The organism is Anaerofustis stercorihominis (assembly GCF_005844425.1).
Lineage (GTDB): Bacteria > Bacillota > Clostridia > Eubacteriales > Anaerofustaceae > Anaerofustis > Anaerofustis butyriciformans.
In genome coordinates, this window is record NZ_SPHL01000011.1 from 17,644 (window position 1) to 40,243 (window position 22,600).

Consider the following 22,600-nt stretch of genomic DNA (forward strand, 5'->3'; position numbering starts at 1 on the left):
TTTTTTATATTCCGCTGTGGCCGAATCCTCCAGCCCCTCTTTTTGTATCGTCAAGTTTTTCTACCTCAACAAATTCTGCAATTTCATGTTTTGCAATGATCATTTGAGCTATTTTCATTCCCGGAGTTATTGTAAATGGTTCGTTTTTTAATGTTGTAAGTATTATTCCTATTTCTCCTCTGTAATCAGAATCAATAGTACCTATTCCGTTTACTAAAGTTACACCATGTTTTAAACTAAGTCCGCTTCTTGCTCTTATTTGTGCCTCGTATCCCAAAGGAAGTTTTATAAATATTCCTGTAGGTATAAGTTTAATTTCCCCCATGTTTACCGTAATATCTTCATCAATATTTGCATATAAGTCTACTCCTGCGCTTCCACTTGTTGCATATTCCGGTAGGGGATATTTTGATTTATTTATTATTTCTATTTTAATTTTATCCATTTTTTTCTCCAAAAATTTATATAAATTATAGTTTTTTGTTAAGTATATCATATATAATATTTAATGCCTAATTTTTTATAAAAAAACTTGATGAAAATTGTTTTATTAATGCATTTAAAATGCTTTACAATGATTTTCATTTATGATATAATTTTTAAGCTATGTACCTTAGGCTTAGTTTATGGAATCTCCGACTTTAAGCTAGGTTATAGGCGAATAAAATTAATATAAAGGAGACAGATAAATGTCAATAACAAAAGAAAAAAAACAAGAAGTAATAAGCAAATTTCAAAAACATGATAAGGATACAGGTTCTCCTGAAATCCAAATCGCTATTTTAACAAGCAGAATCAATACTTTAAATGAACATTTCAAAAAGAATCCTAAAGATCATCATTCAAGAAGAGGTCTTCTTATGATGGTAGGTAAAAGAAGAAGACTTTTAGATTATGTTGCTAAAAAAGATATTGAAAAATACAGAAAATTAGTTAAAGAACTTAACTTAAGAAAATAATTTAGCATTAAAAAGGCGGATTTTTTTCGCCTTTTTTTATGATATGTGGAGGAAAGATTTTAAATGAAGAAAGTGTTTACAACTGATTTCCTTGGCAGAGAATTAAGCGTTGAAGTTGGCGAACTTGCCCAAATGGCAAATGGCAGTGTATTTATTTCTTATGGAGATACACAAGTACTTGTAAATGCATGTATGGCTAAGGAAGCAAAAGAGGGAATAGATTTTTTCCCATTAAGTGTATATTATGAAGAAAAAATGTATTCTGTAGGTAAAATTCCCGGTGGATTCTTAAAAAGAGAAGGTAAAGCCAGCGAAAAAGCAACTCTTACTTGCAGACTTATAGATAGACCTCTTAGACCATTATTTGACAAAGGATTTAGAAACGAAGTTCAAGTAGTTGCAACAGTTATGGGTGTTGAACAAGATAATTCACCTGAAATAACAAGTATTCTTGGTGCATCTCTTGCTCTTGGAATTTCTGATATTCCTTTTGACGGCCCTGTAGGAGCTGTTCAAGTTGGATTAATAGATGGTGAACTTGTTTATAATCCAACAAGTGAACAAAGAGCAAAAAGTGATTTAAACTTAACTGTAGCAGGCACAAGCGAAGCTGTTTTAATGGTTGAAGCTGGTGCAAACGAAGTAAGCGAAGAAACTATGATTGATGCAATAATGGGAGCTCATGAACATATTAAAGAAATTATTAAGTTCCAAGAAGAAATCATCAAAGAAGTAGGAAAAGAAAAAGCTGATCTTCCTTACTACAGACCAAGTGAAGAAATTAAAGAAAAAATTTATGAAGAAGCTAAAAAAGGATTTAGAGAAGCTTATAATATTCATGAAAAACAAGCAAGAGAAGACAGAGTTGAAGAAGTAAAAGCAGAAATCCTTGATAAATATTTAGAAGAGTATCCTGATAATGAGCTTGACTTTAATGAAATCTTTACTAAGATTTTAAAACAAATAGTAAGGGATATGATTACTAACGAAGGAATCAGACCTGACGGTAGAAAGGTTGATGAAATAAGACCAATTACTTGTGAAGTAGGAAAAGTAAGAAGAGCTCATGGCTCAGGCCTTTTCACAAGAGGACAAACTCAAGTTATGTCTATGGCTACTCTTGGTGCTATCAGTGATGAACAAATTATTGACGGTATCGGAGAAGAAACAAGTAAAAAATATATGCACCACTATAATTTCCCATCATATTCAGTTGGGGAAACAGGTCCAATGAGAGGTCCTGGAAGAAGAGAAATTGGACATGGTGCTTTAGCTGAAAGAGCATTACTTCCTGTAATTCCTTCACAAGATAAATTCCCATATACAATAAGAGTTGTATCTGAAGTTCTTGCTTCAAACGGCTCAACATCACAAGCAAGTGTTTGTGGTTCTACTCTTTCATTAATGGATGCAGGTGTTCCAATTAAAGCTCCTGTTGCCGGAATTGCTATGGGACTTATAAAAGAAGAAAGCAAAGTGTCTGTTCTTTCTGATATTCAAGGTGTAGAAGACTTCTACGGAGACATGGACTTTAAAGTTGCCGGTACAAGAAAAGGTATCACAGCTATTCAAATGGATATCAAAATCAAAGGTATTGATAAAGCTATTTTAACTGAAGCTTTAGCAAGAGCTAAAAAAGGTAGATATCACATATTAGATAAAATGAGTACTGCTATTGAAACTCCAAGAGAAGAAGTAAGCAAATATGCTCCTAAAATTTTAACACTTAAAATAGACGAAGATAAAATCAAAGATGTAATTGGACCAAGCGGTAAAATGATTAACAAGATCATAGATGCAACTGGTGTTAAAATTGATATTCTTGAAGATGGACAAACTTATGTAGGTGCTGTTGAATTAGATGCAGCTAAAAAAGCTGTTCAAATGATTGAAGATATTACAAGAGAAGTTCAAGAAGGCGATACTTATGTAGGTAAAGTAGTAAGAATTATGGACTTTGGTGCTTTTGTTGAAATTCCTGGTGGAAAAGAAGGACTTGTTCATATTTCAAAATTAGCTCATGAAAGAGTTAATAAAGTAACAGATATTCTTAATGTAGGTGATGAAGTTAATGTTAAGGTTATCGAAATAGATAAACAAGGAAGAATCAATTTATCAAGAAAAGCATTACTTCCAAAACCTAAAAAAGAAGAAAAAAAGATTGACGAAAATAAAAACGAAGATAAAAAAACAGAAGAATAAAAATTTAAAAGCGGGGTGTTAACTTCGCTTTTAAAGCATATAAATAGATATATAACGGAGGATATTATGACTACAATTCAAGCCATAATTTTAGGTATAGTTCAAGGGCTTACAGAGTTTTTACCTGTAAGTAGTTCCGGACATTTGGTAATTTTACAAAATTTTATGGGAATAGGGGAAGGTAGTTTAGAATTTACTATTGTACTTCATTTAGGGACTTTGCTTGCTGTTGTTATAGCATATTATGGATCAATATGGAATATGTTTAAAGAATTCTTCTTAATGCTTGCAGATATTATTACATTGAAAGGTCCAATGCTTGATAAAAGTAAATACAGAAGATACATAGTATATATTTTATGTGCATCAGTTCCTGCTGGTATAGTAGGTGTGTTATTTGAAGATTTTATAAGTGAAAAATTTGGTTCACTTGTTATTGTTGGAATAACTCTTATGATTACAGGTGTTTTACTTGTTCTTGGAGATGCTCTTGGAAAGAATAATAGCAAACATATAGAGGCGTTAGGGCCAAAGAAATCTTTTATAATTGGTATATTCCAAATGTTTGCAATTACTCCTGGTATTTCAAGATCTGGTTCTACTATTGTAGGCGGACTTCTTTCAGGTCTTAAAAAAGAAGAAGCTATTGAGTTTTCTTTCTTAATGTCTATACCTGCTGTACTTGGATCTTTACTTTTAAAATTTAAAGATATTTTAGCAATAGGAGCTTCAACTTCTTTTGTTCCACTTATAGTAGGTTTCTTATGTGCGGCTGTTATTGGTTATTTTTCTATTGTTTTACTTAACAGCATTGTTAAGAAAGGAAAACTTTATTATTTCTCAATTTATTGTTGGATAGTAGGTTTAGCACTTATTATCTATAATATTTTAATTAGATTATAAAAAAGACACCATTTGGTGTCTTTTTTATAGTTCGTATATATAAGAAATAATATCTTCATAAGAATTGTCTTTTTTTAAATATCCATTTGGGATTGTACCTAGTTTCTTAAATCCAAGTTCTTCATATAAATGAATTGCTGCTTTGTTTGATTTTACAACTGCGTTAAATTGAAGTATTTTAAAATTAAGTTCTTTTGCTTTTAAAAGAGAATGTTCTACAAGTTTTTTTCCTATATGTTTTCCTCTCATATTTTTATCTACTGCATAGCTTGCATTTGCGATATGGGCACATCTTCCTATATTATTTGGGTGTAATATATAAAGCCCAACAATTCTATCATTAATAGTTATAACAGCAGTAAAACTTTGACTTTTAAAAAATTCAAATCCGTCTTCTTCATTTAAACAATCAATTTGAGGAAAAGCATTTGCTTGTGATACAATTTCATTCCAAATGTCAATCATATCTTCTATATCATCTTTTTTAAATTCTCTGATTATTATTTCTTCTTCCATTTTTTACTCCACATTCCATATTTTTTCTAAACTTATATTGCTTTGTTCGATAATTTTTTTTGCATTATTCCATTTTCCAATGTCATTTTTTGAATGTGCATCACTTCCTACTGCATACATAACGTTAATTCCTTCTTTTTCAATTGACTTAATATCTTCGGAATTTAATTTACTTTGTGTATCATTTATTTCAAGCATTATATTATGTTTATTAGCTTCTTTTGCAATTTTTATTATATCAACAGGTCCTCTCGTATCTGGATGAGTTATCATTTTAAGTGGATATTTATTCATTGCATTTATTATTGCATTTGTATTAATTTTCGTTTGTCTTCTCTTAAAAATACCAAATTTACAATATAGTGTGTTCATAAACTGTAAATTGAATAATGCACTTAAATTTTTAGGAATAGACATTAAATGAATTCCGCAGTATAATACTTCAATTATATCCAAAAGTTCATCATTTACATCCAAATCACCTTTTGTAGAAATTATATTTGCTTCAAGTCCCATTAAAATTTCCATATCAGGATATTTTTTTCTTAAAGATATAATTTCTTCCTTCATTTTAAGGTATGTTTCGTTTGTGTTATGTCTGGCAACCATGTGTCCAGGTCCATGTTCGCTTATTATTATCTTTTTTATTCCTTTTTCTCTTGCCGCTAAAACATTATCTTCAATTGTTCCCGTTCCATGAGAATAAACGGTGTGGCAATGAATTTCTGCTGTAAGTTTCATTATTTTATTCTTTCTTCAATCCTTTCTAAGATGAAAGATGCGATTTCATTGGTTTTAATGCTTGTAACTTGTTTTCCTTTTTCAAAGAAAACAGCATTCCCGTTACCACATGCAACCCCCATATCAGCTTCTTTTGCTTCTCCAGGTCCATTAACTGCACATCCCATAACAGCTACTGTAATAGGCTTTTTAATGTGCATTGTTTTTTTCTTTATCTCTTTTACAATTGATAGTGTGTCTGTCTTACATCTTCCACAAGTAGGGCAGGATACAATTCTTACCCCTTCTTCCATTAAACCAAGACTTGTTAAAATTTCTTTTCCTACAATTACTTCATCTGAACTTTTACCTGTAAGAGAAACACGAATAGTATCTCCTATACCTTCTTTTAGAAGTGTTCCAAGTCCAACGCTGGATCTTACTATACCAGTAAGCTCAGCACCTGCTTCCGTAACACCAAGATGAAGTGGGTAGTTATACTTTTCACTAAATAATCTGTTAGCATCTATTGTTGTTGTTACATCACTTGATTTAATTGATAATACAATATTATCATAATCAAATTCGTTAAAGTAAGATATGCTTCTATAAGCACTTTCCACCAATGCTTCCGCCGTAGGATGTTTATATTTTTCAAGCAAGTCTTTTTCAAGACTACCTGAATTTACACCGATTCTAACAGGGATATCATAGTCTTTTAAGCATTTAACAACTTCTCTTACTTTTTCTTTGCCTCCAATATTACCTGGATTAATTCTAACCTTATGTACGCCATTTTTGATTGCTGCAATTGCAACTTTATAATCAAAATGAATATCTGCAACAAAAGGTATATTTGTATTTTTTATTATTTCCGGAATAACTTCTGCTGCTTCCATATTGGGAATTGTTCCTCTTATTATATCGCATCCCAGCATTTCAAGGTCATTTATTTCTTTTATAATGCTTTTATAGTCTGTAGGAGGAAGTTTTAACATAGATTGAATTAATACAGGATTTCCTCCGCCTATAACTTTATTTCCAATTTTTACTACATTAGTTTTTTTCATTTTATAACTCTCCTAAAAAAGTTTTATTACATCCTGTACAGCTACAAATACCGCAAGTGCCATTAAAAGAATAAATCCAATGAAATGAATAGTTCCTTCTTTTTCACGATTAATAGGGAACCCTTTTATCATTTCTATAATACAAAATAGGATTCTGCTTCCATCTAAGGCTGGTATTGGAAGTAAATTAAATATACCAATATTTATTGCTAGAAGTGCGGTTATGTTTAAAACAATTATGCTACCCATGCTCATCGCTTGATTTACGATTGTTGCAACGCCTATAGGTCCTGATAATTGGTTAATACCTATTACACCTCTAATTAAACTTACAATAGCTTCAAATGTTAAATATATATACATAAAGAACGCTTTAAAAGCATTAGTAATTGTTCCTATAAAACTCCTTGAATATTCAGGATTAATTCCTATTTTGTAAGAATTAGTTGACTCATCTAAAGTAGGTGTAATTGTAGTTTGTTTTGTTTGGTTATCAGATGTTGTATAAGTTACATTTATTTTTTTACCATTTGATGATGTAATTGCATTTGAAAGATCTTCCCAGCTATTTATATTTGTATCTTCTATTTTTACAATAGTATCGCCGGCTCTAAGTCCCGAAGTATACGCAGGGGAATTTTCAAGTACATTTGATATTGTTGTTGTAGGTTCTGTACCTGCCATAGCGTATACAATCATTAAAATTATGATTGCAGTAATTAAATTCATAATAGCCCCTGCAGCTAAAACCAAAATACGTTTAAAAGGGGAAATTGAATTTAAAGAGCCTTCTCCAAATTCATTTTCATCTTCATCCTCTCCATACATTTTACAGTATCCGCCAACCGGAAGAAGTCTTAAGGAATAAAGAGTATCATCTTTTCCTTTTCTTTTAAAAAGAAGTGGTCCCATCCCAATAGAAAATTCTTCTACGATGACACCACATTTTTTTGCCACAATAAAGTGACCAAATTCATGAGTTGTTATTAATACCCCGAATATTATCAGTGTGCAAATAATTGATAATGCTATGCTCAAATTAATCGTCTCCTAAAAAGTAAGTATATTTATAACGATATATACATAAAAGAACGTTCCTGCAAGGGAGAAAAGCATTCCGTCAATTCTATCAAGAATTCCACCATGTCCCGGAATTAATTTGCCGTAATCTTTAACACCGAAAGTTCTTTTTATCATTGATGCAGTTAAATCACCAAATTGACAAAGTATACTATCTATTATTGCCATTATTATAAAGTCTATTATAGAAATGTCAAGAATATTATATTTTGTATAAATAAAATATAATATTATACCTGCTATAATACCAAATAATAATCCGTAAAAGCTTCCTTCAATGCTTTTTTTGGGGCTAATTGCAGGACAAAGTTTATGTTTGCCAAATTTAACTCCAAAAATATAAGCAAAAGAATCTGTTGCAACTGCGATTAAAATTCCGAAAGTAATAAGTGCTAATCCTTGATTATTTGGTAAATAATTAATCATTATAACCATAAATGAAAGTATTAAAGATATATATATTATTCCAAATACAGAATAAATCGTTGTTTCAGAATGGTATTTTTTATTTAATATATTATTTATTGTAATGAGTATTACAATAACAGGCAGAACAGGAACCAATAATTCTGGCATAATAATTGCAAAGAACATCATTATAGTTCCAAGCAGAATATATATTATTTTAGATAAATCTAAATGTTTTTTGTTATTGTCAACCACATTGATATATTCATATAGTGCTATTGCATTTACAATAAAACCCAAAGCTAAAAAAGCTTTATTTCCTATTATTAACGCAATAATCAGTAATAATATTAATGCGGCTGCACTTATTATTCTTTTTGTCAATTTATTTCACCAATCCTCCAAATCTTCTTTCTTTATGTTGGAAAGAGTAAATGGCTTTATGTAATTCTTCTACATTAAAATTAGGCCAAAGTGTATCACAAAAATACAACTCACTATATGCAATCTGCCATAATAGGAAGTTACTTATTCTGATATCTCCGCCTGTTCTTATTAATAAATCAATGTCTGTATTTTCGTTATTATATAAATATTTGCTGAATAATTCTTCCGTAATGTCTTCAGCATTGATTCCCTCTTGTATTATCCTTTTTGTAGCATTTACTATTTCTTTTCTTCCTCCATAGTTAAGGGCAATATGGACATGAAGTCCCGTACCGTTTTTAGTTCTTTCAATTGTATCTTTCATGCTGTTTAATGTTTTTTCAGGTAGAGATTCAATATCTCCTATGAAGTCCATTTTAACATTTTCCTTAACTAAATCATCGGTTTCTTTATTTAGATACTCGATAACAAGGTTCATGATAGTATTAATTTCATCTTTTGGTCTTTTCCAATTTTCCGTAGAAAATGCATATAAAGTTAGATGTTTTATTTTTAGATTATTTACTTCCTTTATTATATCTTTTACGGTTTTTGCACCAAATTTATGACCAAAGCTTCTGATTTTCCCTTGTTGCTTTGCCCACCTTCCGTTGCCATCCATAATAATGGCAAGGTGGGCAGGCATATTGTTTTTATCTAATTCAAAATTATCCATTTTATGTTTTCCTTAAATAAATAATTATATTGTTGTAATTTCTTTTTCTTTTGTTTTGATTTTTCCGTCAATTTCTTTAACGTATTCATCTGTTAATTTTTGAATTTCATCTTCAAAATCTTTTAATCCGTCTTCTGTAATTTCACCATTTTTTTGTGCTGCTTTTAAGTCATGTATAGCATTTCTTCTGATGTTTCTTACTGCAACTTTTGCATTTTCTCCTTCTTTTTGAGCAAGCTTGCAAAGTTCTTTTCTTCTTTCTTCTGTTAATTGAGGAATAGAAAGTCTTATAACTTTTCCATCATTTGAAGGATTTAAACCTAAATCAGAATTCATTATTGCTTTTTCGATTAATTTTAGAGCAGATTGATCCCAAGGTTGAACTGTTAAAGTTCTTGGTTCTGGCGCAGATATACTTGCCATTTGGTTTACTGGTGTTGGGCTTCCGTAGTAGTCAACTACAATTCTGTCTAGCATTGCAGGGTTTGCTCTTCCTGCTCTTAATGCATTTAAGTTTGATTGTAGATTTTCAACTGCTTTAATCATTTTTTCTTTTGTTTGGGCTTTTATTTCGTTACTCATTTTTTTTCTCCTTTATTTTATTATTGTACCGATTTTTTCTCCACATACTACCTTTTCGATATTTTCAGGTGGATCTATTGCGAATATAAGTAATGGAATATTATTGTCCATACAAAGTGATGCTGCTGTTGAGTCAATAACTTTTAATCCTTGATCTAAAATATCAAGATAAGTTAATTCGTCATATTTTATTGCATCATCATATAAATTAGGGTCTTTATTGTAAACTCCATCTATATTTTTTGCAGATAAAATAGCTTCAGCTTCTATTTCTGCAGCTCTTAGAGATGCTGCTGTATCTGTTGAGAAGAATGGGTTACCTGTTCCAGATGCAAATATTACAATTCTTCCTTTTTCTAAATGTCTTATTGCTCTTCTTCTTATATAACTTTCAGATATTTGTCTCATTTCTATTGCGCTTTGAACTCTTACTTGTAGATCTAATTGTTCAAGGCTGTCTTGAAGAGCTAATGCATTCATTACAGTTGCAAGCATACCGATATAATCAGCAGTTGCTCTGTCCATGCCTTCGCCTGTTCTTCCTCTCCAGAAGTTTCCTCCTCCTACAACTATGGCAATTTCAACTCCCATGTCGTGGCATTTTTTTATATGTTCGCTTATTTTATTTATAACAGATGTGTTTAAACCAAATCTCTTATCTCCGGCAAGAGCTTCACCGCTTACTTTCAATATAATTCTTTTGTATTTAGGTTCCATAAAATACTCCTATCTATCATTTATCTTTTCTTTATATATAATACAATATTTACTTAAATAAAACAATAAAAAAAGAACACAACTGAGTTAATTGTGTTCTTTTGTTTTGTCATTATGCATTTAATTGTTTTTGAATTTCTTCAGCAAAGTTTTCTTCTTTCTTTTCAAGACCTTCGCCTGTTTCAAAACGAACAATTTTGTTGATTTTGATGTTTGCACCGGCTTGAGCAATGTATTTTTCAACTGTTAAATCAGGATCTTGAACATATGATTGGTCAAGAAGACAAACTTCTTTAAGTTCTTTGTTTAAACGTCCTGTAATCATTTTTTCAATGATATTGTCAGGTTTTTCAGGATGTTCTGTTTTTGCTTGGTGAAGTAAAATTTCTTTTTCTGATTCAATATAATCGCTTGGAACTTCTTCTCTTGAAACATATTTAGGATTCATAGCTGCAACTTGCATAGCAACATTTCTAAGGCAAGTTTTAACAGCATCGTTTACTTCATTACAGTCTGCTTCTACAACAGCACCGATTTTTCCGTTTCCGTGAATGTAAGCAGCAACGCAACCTTCACTAACGATTTTTTCAAATCTTCTGATGTTTAAGTTTTCACCGATTACCGCAATTTTTTCGTTTAATACTTCTTTTACAGTTTTTCCTGCTTCTTTTGCCCATGATTCAGCTAAGAAAGCATCTAAATCTTTAGCATCGCTTACTAAAACTTGTTCAGCAACATCTTCAACAAAGTTTTGGAAGTCTTCGTTTTTAGCAACGAAGTCTGTTTCTGAGTTTACTTCAACGATACCAGCAACTTTATCGTCTTTAACTACTACTTTTACAGCACCTTCAGCAGCGATTCTTCCTGCTTTTTTGCTTGCAGCAGCAAGACCTTTTTCTCTTAAATATACGATGGCTTTTTCAATATCACCGTCTGTTTCAACAAGTGCTTTTTTGCAGTCCATCATACCAACGCCTGTTTTTTCTCTTAGTTCTTTAATAAGTTTAGTTGTAATTGCCATAATTATATCCCCTTGATAATATTATTCTTCAACTTCTGTTGTAGCTTCTTCAACTACAGCATCTTCCATTTGTTCGCCTTGTTTACCTTCTAAAATAGCATTAGCAATAGTAGAAGCGATTAATGATACGGCTCTGATAGCATCATCATTACCTGGAATTGGGTAATCAATTTCATCAGGATCACAGTTTGTATCAACAATAGCGATAATTGGAATATTAAGTTTTTTAGCTTCTGAAATAGCAATTCTTTCTTTTTTAGGGTCGATTACGAATAATGCTGATGGAAGTTTTTCCATGTTTTTAATTCCGCCTAGGAATTTTTCAAGTTTATCTCTTTGGTTTTTAAGTAAGATAACTTCTTTTTTAGGAAGTACATCAAAAGTACCGTCTTCTTCCATTTGATTTAATTCGTGTAATTTTTTAATTCTTTTAGAAATAGTTTGGAAGTTTGTAAGTGTACCACCTAACCATCTTTGGTTAATGAAGTGACTTCCACTTTTAATTGCTTCAGTTTGGATAGCTTCTTGAGCTTGTTTTTTAGTTCCGATGAATAAGATTTCTCCGCCTTCTTCAGCGATTTCTCTTGCAAATTTGCAAGCATCGTCAACTAATCCTACTGTTTGTTGTAAGTCAATGATATAAATACCATTTCTTTCTGTGAAGATGTATTTTTTCATTTTTGGATTCCATCTTCTTGTTTGATGTCCGAATTGAACACCAGCTTCTAATAATTGTTTCATTTGAATGTAACTCATTCTTTTTCCTCCTTGGTTTTTTCCTTGATATGCCAATTCAGCTCATAAACGAGAACCAAAGAATTTAAAGCATATCTGTGATTTTTTGTCAACCTTGTTTATGATATCATAAGGGGATTTTATATGCAAGATAATATATGTATTTTTTTATATTTTTTTACCTAAAATTAAGGCTGTAAAGGCTTTTGAGGTGATTTTTAACTTAAATATTTATTTTTAACTTATTAATTGTTTAATCATATAAAAAATTAAAGTTCATATATTTTAGTATGAAAAAAAGAAGAACATTAAAAGGTATAATTTATTTATTATTAATTATTTTCATAGGTCTTGTTATTTTTACATTTGTTTTTAACGGAATGTCATTTTCTGTTTCAAACATGGATTCAAATGTTCCTTATAACATAAAAGACTTGTTAAAGAAAGATTATGGGAAAAGTAAATATTATCTATCAAAAGGAGGAGTAAGTATAGATATAGAAAGGGTATTAAATGAAAATTATTTTATTACTTATTCTTGGATGAGTGGAAATAAAAGCTCTTTTTATGTAGTTTTTTTAGTAGAAAACCAAAATAAAAATCCCATAAGTAATCATAAAATTAATAATTTAAAAGTTGTTGATAATCTTGGAATGGAATATAAACCCATAAACTTTTATTTTGATGATTATCCTGTTGATGAGCCTTTAAAATATAAAGAAACTTTGAATTTTAGATTCCTTCCTTTTAATGAAAATGTAAAAAGTATTACAATATCATTTAATTATAATGGAAATGATTTTGTTTTTAAAAACATTCCAATATAAAAAGCAGTATATTTTATACTGCTTTTTATGATAAAACAACTTACATTCCTCTATATTGTAATGCTTCGCTTATATGGGATGAATTTATATTTTCTTCTCCGTCAAGATCTGCTATTGTTCGTGCAAGTTTTAAAATTCTATGATAGCCTCTTGCTGATAAATTCAAATTATCAAAAGCCATTTTCATAAGTTTTTCTTCTTCTTCTCCGATTTTGCACCACTGTTCTATTTTACTTGGAGTTAACATGGAGTTAAAAAGAATGTTAGTTCCTTTATATCGTTTTAGCTGGATTTCTCTTGCTTTATTTACTCTTTTTCTTATTTGTGCACTTGTTTCTGATTTAGTACTATTTATTCTTAATTTGTCATAGTCTTGTCTTGGAACTTTTACTTGAATGTCTATTCTGTCAAGTAAAGGTCCTGATATTTTGTTTTTATATCTTTCTTTTTGACTATCTGTGCATTTACATTCTATTTTACTGTCTCCAAGATATCCGCAAGGGCAAGGGTTCATACTTGCAAGAAGCATAAAATCAGCAGGATAGGATAGGGAAGCATATACTCTTGAAATATTAACCTCTCCGTCTTCAAGGGGTTGTCTTAAAACTTCTAATACTTTCTTTTGAAATTCTGGAAATTCATCTAAAAATAATACTCCAAGATGTGCAAGGCTTACTTCTCCCGGAATTGGTATTCTTCCTCCTCCAATTAAAGATACATCTGATATTGTATGATGAGGACTTCTAAATGGTCTTGTTTTTATTAGTGGTTCATCTTTCTTTAAAAGTCCTGATACAGAATATATTTTTGTAACTTCCAAACTTTCTTCTAATGTCATTTTAGGAAGAATAGTTGAAAATCTTTTTGCAAGCATTGTTTTTCCGCTTCCTGGAGGTCCTATCATAAGAATGTTATGTGCTCCCGCAGCTGCTATTTCCATTGCTCTTTTAACGCTTTCTTGTCCTTTTACATCTGCAAAATCAACTTCTGATAATATATCATCATTTTCAAAATAATTATTGTTAAATTCTATCTTGTTTATTGGTTTTCTGTTATTAATATGAGAAACTACTTCTAAAATATTTCTTGCGGGATAAACATTTATACCATCTATAATTGAAGCTTCTTTTGCGTTTTCAACAGGAACTACAATATTTGTTATTCCGTTATTTTTTGCTTCCATAACCATTGGAAGAACTCCATCTACTCCTCGAAGTGTTCCATCCAGTGAAAGTTCTCCGATAAATAAATACTTATTTAAATCAATATTTGAAAAAATCTGTGTTGAAGAAAGAAGTATACCAATTGCTATTGGTAAATCATAAAACGTTCCTTCTTTTTTTATATTTGCAGGTGCTAAGTTTATTGTTATTTTACCAAGTGGTATTTGGAAAGAACTGTTTTTTATTGCTGCAAAAACTCTTTCTTTTGATTCCTTAACTGCAATATCTCCAAGTCCAACAACAGCCATTGAAGGAAGGGCTTTGTTAATGATATCTGTTTCAACGCTTACGATTATTCCGTCAACTCCCATAATGCTTCCTGAATATAATTTACTAAACATGTTTATTACCTCTATATTATTTCTTTTATTTAATATTAGTAGAACATATGTTCATTGTCAATAATATGAGAGTATCTGGTCACTTTTTGGTCACATTTTTTAATAAATAAAAAACACTGTACCTTAGTACAGTGTTTTAATTTATCTTTATTATTCAACATCAATAACAGTTACATCTTTATATGTTCCGCAAACGCTACATACTCTGTGAGGAGCTTTTACTTCTCCACATTTTGGACAAACGCTAGATGCAGGCATAGCGATTTTATAACTGTTAGCTCTTTTTTTGTCTCTTCTTGCTTTAGAAATTTTTCTCTTTGGTACTGCCATGATTATTCACCTCCTAGTTTTCACCTTCGCCCTCTAATAGTTTACTAAGTGCTGCAAATTTTGGATTGATTTTATTTTTACCACAATCGCAGCTTTCTTTGTTTAGGTTTATACCACAATCTGGACAAAGGCCTAAACAATCATCCTTGCATAAAACTTTATTCGGCATATTTAATAAAATTTGTTCTCTTACAGCTTCTTTAAGGTCGATTCCTTCAGCTTCACTGTTTTCAATCTCTTTGATATCATACTGTTTTTCTAAAGGAAAATCTTCATTTTTTTGGATATCTTCCAAACATCTGTCGCAGGTTGTAAAATAAGTAAAAAGTATTTTACAACTTAACTGTAAAATATCAGACTGCTTAAATACTTCACCTTTTACATTAATGTTTGAAATTTGAAAATCTTTATAAGAAAAATCTTCAAGGTTTTCATCAATTAAAAGACACTGATTATCGCTATCTAATATTTTTTTAAGTTTAATAATCAACTTTTTTCCTCCTAGCGTCACAGTAAGAACAATTATATATCTTTAGCTATAATTTGTCAATATATTATTATTAATTCTTGGCTATTTTAATATATTTATTGTTTCTTTTGCTATCATTAATTCTTCATTTGTTGGAACAACCATGCAAGTTGTTTTTGAAGAAGGTTTTGTTATAACTTGATCTTTTCCTCTTACATTGTTTGCTTCTTCGTCGAATTCGATACCGAAGAATTCCATATCTTTTAATATTGCAGCTCTAACATCTGTTGAGTTTTCGCCAATACCACCTGTAAATGCGATGCAGTCAACTCCATTCATTGCAGCTGTGTAAGCTCCAATAGTTGTTTTTACTCTATATACAAATATATCAAACGCAAGTTTTGCTCTTTCGTTTCCTTTTTCCATAGCATCTGTTATGTCTCTAAAGTCTGAAGATACTCCTGAAACTCCAAGTAAACCTGATTCTTTGTTTAAAATTTCTTCAACTTCTTTTGGTGTTTTGTTTTCTTTTTCGCAAAGGAATGGAATTACTGATGGGTCGATAGAACCGCTTCTTGTTCCCATTTCAAGACCATCAAGAGGAGTGAATCCCATTGAGTTTTCAATACATTCCCCTTTGTTTACGGCAGAAATACTAGCACCATTACCTAAGTGACATACAATTACTTTTAAATCTTTTACATCTTTATTCATAAGTTCAGCTACTTTTTGTGATACAAATTGATGAGAGATTCCGTGGAAACCGTATTTTCTTATACTATATTTTTCATAGTATTCATAAGGAATAGGATACATATAAGCTTGTTTTGGAATTGTTCTGTGGAAAGATGTATCGAATACACATACCATTTCTTTTCCAGGGAATACTTCTTTACATCCTAAAAGACCCATTACTTGTCCAGGGATGTGAAGAGGTGCAAGCTCACTGCATTCTTTTAATCCTTCGATTACTTCATCTGTTGCTTTGATTGATTCATTATATTTTTCGCCGCCTGTTGTTATTCTATGTCCGATTGCAGAAATTTCATCTAAACTGCTAATAACACCATATTCTTTATCAACAAGAGCCTTTACTAAAATTTGAAGAGCTTCTTTATGTGTAGGCATGTCTTCATTAAATACTACATTATCTTTTTCAGGTTGTTTATGTGTTAAAATTCCGTCCTCTAAACCTATTCTTTCAGCTACTCCATTAGCTAAAACATTGTTGTTATCCATATCAATAAGTTGATATTTTAGCGAAGAGCTTCCGCAGTTAATTACAAGAACTTTCATTAATATATTTCCTCCTAATAAATGTAAACTGTTTTTATTTGTATTTGAAAAATTCCTTATTATTTTATACCCTTTTTGTTGTTTTGTAAATAATAATGTAGGTAAATATTTTCATAATTATTTTAATATTTTTATATAAAAGTATAATTAGATTTGAGTTTATATGATAAAATATAATAAAAATATTTTTAAAGGAGAAAGTTATGATTGCATTAATTATCATTTTAATTGTTGCTGCTGTAATTATTCTATACTTAATATCAGCTTACAACAATTTCGTAAAGTTAAATAACAAAATAAAAGAAGCCTTTGCAACTATGGATGTTTATCTAAAGAAAAGATATGACCTTATTCCTAATTTAGTTGAAACAGTTAAAGGCTATGCAAAACATGAACAAGGCACTCTCGAAAAAGTTATAAGTGCAAGAAACATGGCAATGAATGCTTCTAATGTTGGAGATAAAATCGAAGGTGAAAATGTTCTTTCAGGTACTTTAAAATCATTATTTGCTCTTTCTGAAAATTATCCTGATTTAAAAGCAAATCAAAATTTTGTTTCTCTTCAAAATGATTTAAACAGAATGGAAGAAGAGATTGCTTCTTCAAGAAAATATTATAATGCTATAGTTAATACTTTTAATACAAAAACAGAAGTTTTTCCAACTAATATTATAGCAAATATGTTTGGTTTTTCTACCAAACCTTTATTTGAAGTAAACAGTGAAGAAGAAAGAGAAAACGTAAAAGTCGAATTTTAACATTTAGGTATTAATATGAAAAGAACAAAAAAAATTGTAGGCTTAGTATTATTATCGCTTTTACTTTTGCTTCCATCAATAAATGTTTTTGCATCGGAAGCATTTACCATAGATAATTACAAAATAAACATGGTAGTAAATGATGATAACAGCTATACAATAGAAGAAACAATAGATGTAGATTTTGGATATAATCAAAAACATGGTATATTCAGAACAATCCCTACAATTTCTTCTGCTACAAGAAATATTGATGGAAAAGATGTAAAGAAAACACATTTAATTAAAGTAAAAGATATTGATGTAGTTGGAAGTGATTATTCTACAGAAAGAAATTTTGATAATATAGTATTGCAAATAGGGGATAGTGACGAATATGTAACCGGTAAGCAAACTTATAAAATTAAATATACTTATGTTGTCGGTAATGACGGAATAAATGAGTTTGATGATGTTTATTTTAACCTTATAGGAAACGACTGGGATACAACCATTGATAAAGTAACCTTTACAATTAAAATGCCAAAAGATTTTGATACAAACTTAATTAATTTTACATCAGGTTCTTATGGCAATACAGACAGTAATGTAGAGTATAGTGTTGATAATAATGTAATAAAAGGATATACAACTTCTAAACTTTATAATCATGAAAGTGTTACAGTTAGAATAGAGCTTCCTGATGGATATTTTGTAAATGCATCTTCAAATAATAAATTATTTGATGTTATCTTTCTTATAGTTTCAGTATTAATATTAATATTATCTTTATTTGTATTTACAAAACATGGGAAAGATGAAAAAATAATAAAGACAGTTGAATTTTATCCTCCAAATAACATGACTCCGGCAGAGGTTGGATATATTGCAGGGGACAGTTGGAGTGATAAAAATCTAACATCAATGATAATATATTTTGCATCTAAAGGATATCTTAAAATAAGAGAAGAAAGTGAAGAAGAACTTACTTTTATAAAGGTGAAAGATTTACCAAAAGATGCAAAACTTTATGAAAAATGTTTGTTTGATAATTTGTTTGCTTCTTCTGATGAAGTGAAATTATCTTCACTTAAATATAAGTATTCTTCAGCACTAACACTTGCAAGAGATGATTTGCAAAGTGAGTTTAGCGGAGAAAAGAGTTTAAGTGATAGAGTTGCTTTAAAAATGCAGCGTATAATGACCGGTGTAGTCTGTCTATTTACATTTATAAGCTATACTTATACTTTCTATCAAATATTTTATAGTATGCTTATAAGCTTAATTTTAGGATTTGCATCAACTGTTTTAATAGGCGGTATTTATATATCAATTATTTATTTGATAAGTAAGATACACACCGGAAGTAACAAAAGTAAAGTTTTTGGGATAGTATTTTGTTTGATTTTATATGCTTTACTTATGGGAGCAATGTGTTTTGTTTTAAATATTTTATCTTTTAGCGTGATTTTTTATTTATTACAAAATATTATTTTAACCATAAGTGTATTTTTAACAGGTATGACATATAAAAGAAGTAAATATTTAGATAGTATTATTGGAAAGATACTTGGATTTAAAGACTTTTTGATTGTTACTGAAAAAGATAAACTTGAGGCATTGGTTGAAGAAAATCCTTCATATTTTTATGATATAATGCCTTATACATTTGTACTTGGAATAAGTTCAAAGTGGATGGATAAATTTAAAGATATAACAATGGAACCTCCTACATGGTATAGTTCTTATAATTCTCCTACATTTTGGGATTATTATATGATGTCACGTCTATATGATAGAATGTTGTTTATGAATAGCACTGTAAGTGCAGTAGAAGTAAGCGATATTTCTTCAGGTGGTGGCGGTGGCTTTTCCGGTGGAGGAGGCTTCTCTGGAGGCGGCTTCGGCGGCGGTGGCGGCGGAAGCTGGTAGGAAATTATGGATAGGAAAAAAGAAAAAGTTCAAGAAGGTGTAATTCTATTAATTTTAGCCATAGTTATAGGAGTTGTTATTTATGTAACACAGAAGCTTTTTAGTAAAAAGCTTCCTCCAAATATATTAACTATACTTTTACTTTGTGCTGTGGCTTTACTTATTTTAAATTTAATAATTTATTTTATATGGGGTAAAGATAAAAAGGTTAATCAAGAAAAAGCTGTTTATCCTCCAAGTGGTATGGATGGATTTGTTGCAGGATATTTAGATACAGGAGAAGTTCAAAGTAATCATTATGTATCCTTGATACTATCCCTTGCAATAAAAAAATATATTAGTATTTTTAAAGATATAGATGGAAAAATTATAATAAAGAAAATAAAAGAATTAGATAAATACACAACAAAGTTTGAAAGATTTATATATAAAATTCTTTTTAAAGGGAATAGAAATTCTGTTAGCAGCAAGGAATTGTTTGAAAATGAAGGACATTATTTTTCTAGAATGGAAAATATTATAAATAATTCTTATTCTAAAGATAGTAATATTGAAGATAAAACATCAAGATTTTTTAGAAGATTGACAGGTGTATTATTTGCAATTCTTCTTATTGCGTCATTCATAATATATTCTTACTTTGCTTTTAGAGCATTAAGATTTAGAGTTGCTTTTACAATATTATTATTGATTTTAGCGGGATTTATGTATTATCTATTGTCCCATTTAATTGTTGCATATCAAACCAGTAGTAGTACTTATGTTAAATATGCGGTGCTTGTTACAAGCATATTTATACTTTGCGGTAATATATCAGTTCCCTACTTTTCAATTCATTACAGTAATATTGGTATTATGTTTGTTTGCCAACTTAACTTGTTACTGTTATGTGTTATTGTAAATGGGTTTATATTTAAAAGAAGTGAACACTTAAACTATGTGATATCACAATTAAGCGGGTTTAAAAATAATCTGAATCAGTTTGATAAGGAAAGTTTAATATCGTTATATAACAATTATAGAGAATACTTTTTTGAAATACTTCCATATTTATTTTCTTTGGAACTATCAATAATTTTATTTGATGAAAATGAGGATAAAATAGAAATGCCTTATTTCTATTCGGTTTATGATGAAAGAAAAGAAATTTCATTGAATGATTTTAATAATGATATGGATATACTAGATGATGCAATTATTCATTCGTATTAAAAAATAAAAAGACTTACATTTTTGTAAGTCTTTTTATTTTTTTACTTTTTTTGCATTTGCATTATTAAATGTTTCTATTCTTTCACAGAAAACCTTACCTGCGTTGTAATCCATTTCGTTTACACGATAATTTCTTGCTATCGTTTCTATTATTACAGCCATATTTCTTCCAGGTCTAACAGGTACTGTTAATTTGTCAAGAGAAACATCAAGTAATTCTTCTTTTTGATATTCTGTACCTAATCTTTCATAATGTTTTTCATTGTTCCAATGTTCGAGTCTAACTATTAATTCTATATCAACTTTATCCTTTATTGCACCCATTCCAAATAAAGCCTTTACATCAATAATACCGACTCCTCTTATTTCCATAAAATATTGTAATATTTCAGGGCAAGAACCTTCCAAAGTATTGATGTTTAGTCTTTTAATTTCTACTAAATCGTCGCATACAAGTCTGTGACCTCTTTGAACAAGTTCAAGTGCTATTTCACTTTTACCTATACCACTTTCACCTTCAAGTAATATACCTACACCTAAAACTTCAACAAGAACACCATGTAGCTGCATTTTAGGAGCAAATAAGTCTTCTAAAAATGCTACTGTTTTATTTATACTTAAGTTTGTATTGAAGTTACTTCTTATAAGTATAACGTGTTCTTCTCTTGCAATTTTAACAAATTCATCATATTCTTTAACACCGTTTGTTAGTACTACACATGGAATGTCATGCTTAAATAATGCTCTTATTCTATTTTCTCTAACTTGAGGTGTAAGATGTTTTAAATAAGCATTTTCTGTATTTCCAATTATTTGTACTCTGTCATTATCAAAGTATTCAAAAAATCCCGTTAATTGTATTCCCGGTCTTGTTAAAAATGGTGTGTTTAGTTTGATATTTTTCCTAAAATCGCTGTATAATATTTCGCCTTCAAGATTCTTACAAAATTCTTCTAAAGATGCTCTTTTCATTATTCCTTACCTAACATATATTTATTTATTATATAAGCAACGCCTTCTTCATCATTGCTTGGTGCAACTATATCTGCAATTTTTAATACTTCTTTGTGTGCATTTTTCATTGCAACTCCAAGGGAAGCATATTCAATCATTGGTATATCGTTTAATCCGTCTCCAATGCCTATTGTGTCTTCATGTTTTATGTTATAAGCTTTTGCCACTTGTTTTATAGCTTCTGCTTTATTTGCATTTTTATGAGTAAATTCAAGTAAAAAACTTTGGCTCGTTGCACTTATGGCATTTGTACCTTTTAAAAGTTCTTTACTGTAAGGAATATGCTCTTCTACTTTTTCAGGGTCATCCTGCCATAGTAATTTGGCAATTTTGTTGTCTTTATCGTCAAAATAACTTAAATCATCACCTATGTATAAAACATCGTCTTTATAGTTTGAATTATCAAGATAATGTTTTGTGTGTCTGTTTTTTTCATTAAATGCAATTTTTCCGTCTAATGTCCAAATTATTACTCCGACATTTCTTTTACATCCTTCTTTATAAGTTAAAATTGCATCTTCTTTATCTAAACCTTTTTGATATAAAACTTTACCGTTTTTTCCGCTTAATATTTGTGCTCCATTGTAACAAGCAAGAGGCATATCAATATCAAGTTGATCTGTTATAAGGTCTAATGTTACCGGAGCTCTCCCCGAGCATAACATTACCACAATTCCATTGTCAGAAGCTTCTTTAAGAACTTCTTTTGTGTTTTCTGTTAGAATTCTTTTTGAATTAATTAAAGTTCCATCGATGTCTGTTGCTATTAATTTATACATTTTTTTCTCTCTTTCAAAAAGTTAATATATTGTTATTTCATTTTTATTTTATATTATTTATTTTTTTTTTACAATATAAATATAAAATAATACGTAAAGTATATGTTAATAGAGTATAATCTATTTAAATATAATTATATGTTATTTAGGAGAATAAAAATGAAAATAATAGATTTATCTCATAATATAATTAATAATTTACAAGTTTATCCGGGAGATCCTGAGACAAAAATAAGAAAACATTGTACTTTTGACAAAGATGGATATATGGTTAATGAACTTAGTATATCGACACATTGCGCTACACATATAGATGCTCCAAATCATTTTATAAAAGATGGAAAAGGAATTGATGAATATCCTATATCTAAATTTATTGGTAAAGGAATAGTTATAGATGTAAGTTATAAAAAAGAAGGTGAAAT

General features: G+C 29.7%; 25 protein-coding genes. 8 read left to right on the forward strand and 17 right to left on the reverse strand.

Annotated elements, in window-relative coordinates; translation table 11 throughout:
• Positions 1-4: 4 nt before the first annotated feature.
• Positions 5-445 (reverse strand): dUTP diphosphatase, encoded by a 441-nt coding sequence (dut, locus tag FGQ49_RS04565; RefSeq protein ID WP_207669788.1) that lies wholly within the window; start codon positions 443-445, stop codon positions 5-7.
• Positions 446-695: 250 nt separating this feature from the next.
• On the opposite strand from dut, the gene rpsO reads away from it, so the two are divergent.
• From rpsO to uppP, 3 genes are all read left to right on the forward strand, one after another.
• On the forward strand, positions 696-959 hold the full coding sequence (gene rpsO / locus FGQ49_RS04570; protein WP_171020583.1) for a 30S ribosomal protein S15: 264 nt from the start codon (positions 696-698) through the stop codon (positions 957-959).
• A 63-nt stretch (positions 960-1,022) separates the two neighbouring features.
• Entirely contained in the window at positions 1,023-3,161 is a 2,139-nt protein-coding gene (locus FGQ49_RS04575) for a polyribonucleotide nucleotidyltransferase (RefSeq protein ID WP_138268694.1), read from the forward strand.
• 66 nt (positions 3,162-3,227) lie between these two features.
• Entirely contained in the window at positions 3,228-4,064 is an 837-nt protein-coding gene (uppP, locus tag FGQ49_RS04580) for an undecaprenyl-diphosphatase UppP (RefSeq protein WP_138268695.1), read from the forward strand.
• Positions 4,065-4,088: 24 nt separating this feature from the next.
• On the opposite strand, the gene FGQ49_RS04585 is transcribed toward uppP, so the two are convergent.
• The 10 genes from FGQ49_RS04585 to rpsB all read right to left on the reverse strand — a co-directional run bounded on the left by FGQ49_RS04585 (position 4,089) and on the right by rpsB (position 12,036).
• Positions 4,089-4,580 carry a GNAT family N-acetyltransferase gene (locus FGQ49_RS04585; protein WP_138268696.1) on the reverse strand — a complete coding sequence of 164 codons (492 nt, stop codon included), beginning with the start codon at positions 4,578-4,580 and terminating at the stop codon, positions 4,089-4,091.
• 3 nt (positions 4,581-4,583) lie between these two features.
• Positions 4,584-5,321: a PHP domain-containing protein gene (locus tag FGQ49_RS04590; RefSeq protein ID WP_138268697.1), complete on the reverse strand. Its 738-nt coding sequence runs from the start codon at positions 5,319-5,321 to the stop codon at positions 4,584-4,586.
• Complete coding sequence (gene ispG, locus FGQ49_RS04595; RefSeq protein ID WP_138268698.1) at positions 5,321-6,370, reverse strand: flavodoxin-dependent (E)-4-hydroxy-3-methylbut-2-enyl-diphosphate synthase; 1,050 nt, start codon at positions 6,368-6,370, stop codon at positions 5,321-5,323. Before ispG ends, FGQ49_RS04590 begins: the two co-directional genes overlap by 1 nt.
• 12 nt (positions 6,371-6,382) lie before the next feature.
• On the reverse strand, positions 6,383-7,408 hold the full coding sequence (rseP, locus tag FGQ49_RS04600; RefSeq protein WP_171020580.1) for an RIP metalloprotease RseP: 1,026 nt from the start codon (positions 7,406-7,408) through the stop codon (positions 6,383-6,385).
• A gap of 12 nt (positions 7,409-7,420) precedes the next feature.
• Positions 7,421-8,242, reverse strand: coding sequence for a phosphatidate cytidylyltransferase (locus FGQ49_RS04605; protein WP_138268700.1), 822 nt, complete (start codon positions 8,240-8,242; stop codon positions 7,421-7,423).
• Between the two features lies 1 nt (position 8,243).
• Complete coding sequence (locus tag FGQ49_RS04610; protein WP_138268701.1) at positions 8,244-8,960, reverse strand: isoprenyl transferase; 717 nt, start codon at positions 8,958-8,960, stop codon at positions 8,244-8,246.
• Between the two features lie 24 nt (positions 8,961-8,984).
• Positions 8,985-9,542: a ribosome recycling factor gene (gene frr, locus FGQ49_RS04615; protein ID WP_138268702.1), complete on the reverse strand. Its 558-nt coding sequence runs from the start codon at positions 9,540-9,542 to the stop codon at positions 8,985-8,987.
• 12 nt (positions 9,543-9,554) lie between these two features.
• On the reverse strand, positions 9,555-10,259 hold the full coding sequence (gene pyrH, locus FGQ49_RS04620; protein WP_138268703.1) for a UMP kinase: 705 nt from the start codon (positions 10,257-10,259) through the stop codon (positions 9,555-9,557).
• Between the two features lie 112 nt (positions 10,260-10,371).
• Positions 10,372-11,280, reverse strand: coding sequence for a translation elongation factor Ts (gene tsf / locus FGQ49_RS04625; RefSeq protein ID WP_138268704.1), 909 nt, complete (start codon positions 11,278-11,280; stop codon positions 10,372-10,374).
• Between the two features lie 21 nt (positions 11,281-11,301).
• On the reverse strand, positions 11,302-12,036 hold the full coding sequence (gene rpsB / locus FGQ49_RS04630) for a 30S ribosomal protein S2 (protein ID WP_138268705.1): 735 nt from the start codon (positions 12,034-12,036) through the stop codon (positions 11,302-11,304).
• 269 nt (positions 12,037-12,305) lie between these two features.
• Between rpsB and FGQ49_RS04635 the strand changes: the two genes are divergently transcribed.
• Entirely contained in the window at positions 12,306-12,842 is a 537-nt protein-coding gene (locus tag FGQ49_RS04635; protein ID WP_138268706.1) for a hypothetical protein, read from the forward strand.
• 40 nt (positions 12,843-12,882) lie between these two features.
• Here FGQ49_RS04635 and FGQ49_RS04640 read toward each other — a convergent pair whose 3' ends face one another.
• The 4 genes from FGQ49_RS04640 to FGQ49_RS04655 form a co-directional block, all read right to left on the reverse strand.
• Complete coding sequence (locus tag FGQ49_RS04640) at positions 12,883-14,406, reverse strand: YifB family Mg chelatase-like AAA ATPase (protein WP_138268707.1); 1,524 nt, start codon at positions 14,404-14,406, stop codon at positions 12,883-12,885.
• 150 nt (positions 14,407-14,556) lie between these two features.
• Positions 14,557-14,736: a 50S ribosomal protein L32 gene (rpmF, locus tag FGQ49_RS04645; RefSeq protein ID WP_138268708.1), complete on the reverse strand. Its 180-nt coding sequence runs from the start codon at positions 14,734-14,736 to the stop codon at positions 14,557-14,559.
• Between the two features lie 13 nt (positions 14,737-14,749).
• On the reverse strand, positions 14,750-15,226 hold the full coding sequence (locus FGQ49_RS04650) for a YceD family protein (RefSeq protein ID WP_171020581.1): 477 nt from the start codon (positions 15,224-15,226) through the stop codon (positions 14,750-14,752).
• 81 nt (positions 15,227-15,307) lie between these two features.
• Positions 15,308-16,501, reverse strand: a complete 1,194-nt coding sequence (locus tag FGQ49_RS04655) for an acetate/propionate family kinase (protein WP_138268710.1) — start codon at positions 16,499-16,501, stop codon at positions 15,308-15,310.
• A 203-nt stretch (positions 16,502-16,704) separates the two neighbouring features.
• Between FGQ49_RS04655 and FGQ49_RS04660 the strand changes: the two genes are divergently transcribed.
• From FGQ49_RS04660 to FGQ49_RS04670, 3 genes are read left to right on the forward strand one after another with little or no spacing between them, the layout of a single operon-like run.
• Positions 16,705-17,259: a LemA family protein gene (locus FGQ49_RS04660; RefSeq protein ID WP_138268711.1), complete on the forward strand. Its 555-nt coding sequence runs from the start codon at positions 16,705-16,707 to the stop codon at positions 17,257-17,259.
• 15 nt (positions 17,260-17,274) lie between these two features.
• Positions 17,275-19,170, forward strand: coding sequence for a DUF2207 domain-containing protein (locus tag FGQ49_RS10320; protein WP_171020582.1), 1,896 nt, complete (start codon positions 17,275-17,277; stop codon positions 19,168-19,170).
• A 6-nt stretch (positions 19,171-19,176) separates the two neighbouring features.
• Positions 19,177-20,382, forward strand: coding sequence for a DUF2207 family protein (locus FGQ49_RS04670; RefSeq protein ID WP_138268712.1), 1,206 nt, complete (start codon positions 19,177-19,179; stop codon positions 20,380-20,382).
• A 33-nt stretch (positions 20,383-20,415) separates the two neighbouring features.
• Here the strand turns inward: FGQ49_RS04670 and hprK are convergent, their stop codons facing one another.
• Entirely contained in the window at positions 20,416-21,354 is a 939-nt protein-coding gene (gene hprK, locus FGQ49_RS04675; protein WP_138268713.1) for an HPr(Ser) kinase/phosphatase, read from the reverse strand.
• On the reverse strand, positions 21,354-22,175 hold the full coding sequence (locus FGQ49_RS04680; RefSeq protein ID WP_138268714.1) for a Cof-type HAD-IIB family hydrolase: 822 nt from the start codon (positions 22,173-22,175) through the stop codon (positions 21,354-21,356). The genes hprK and FGQ49_RS04680 overlap by 1 nt, the downstream gene beginning before the upstream one ends.
• Before the next feature lie 159 nt (positions 22,176-22,334).
• Between FGQ49_RS04680 and FGQ49_RS04685 the strand changes: the two genes are divergently transcribed.
• Positions 22,335-22,600: cyclase family protein (locus FGQ49_RS04685; RefSeq protein WP_195323106.1), on the forward strand; the 266-nt coding region annotated here is incomplete at its 3' end.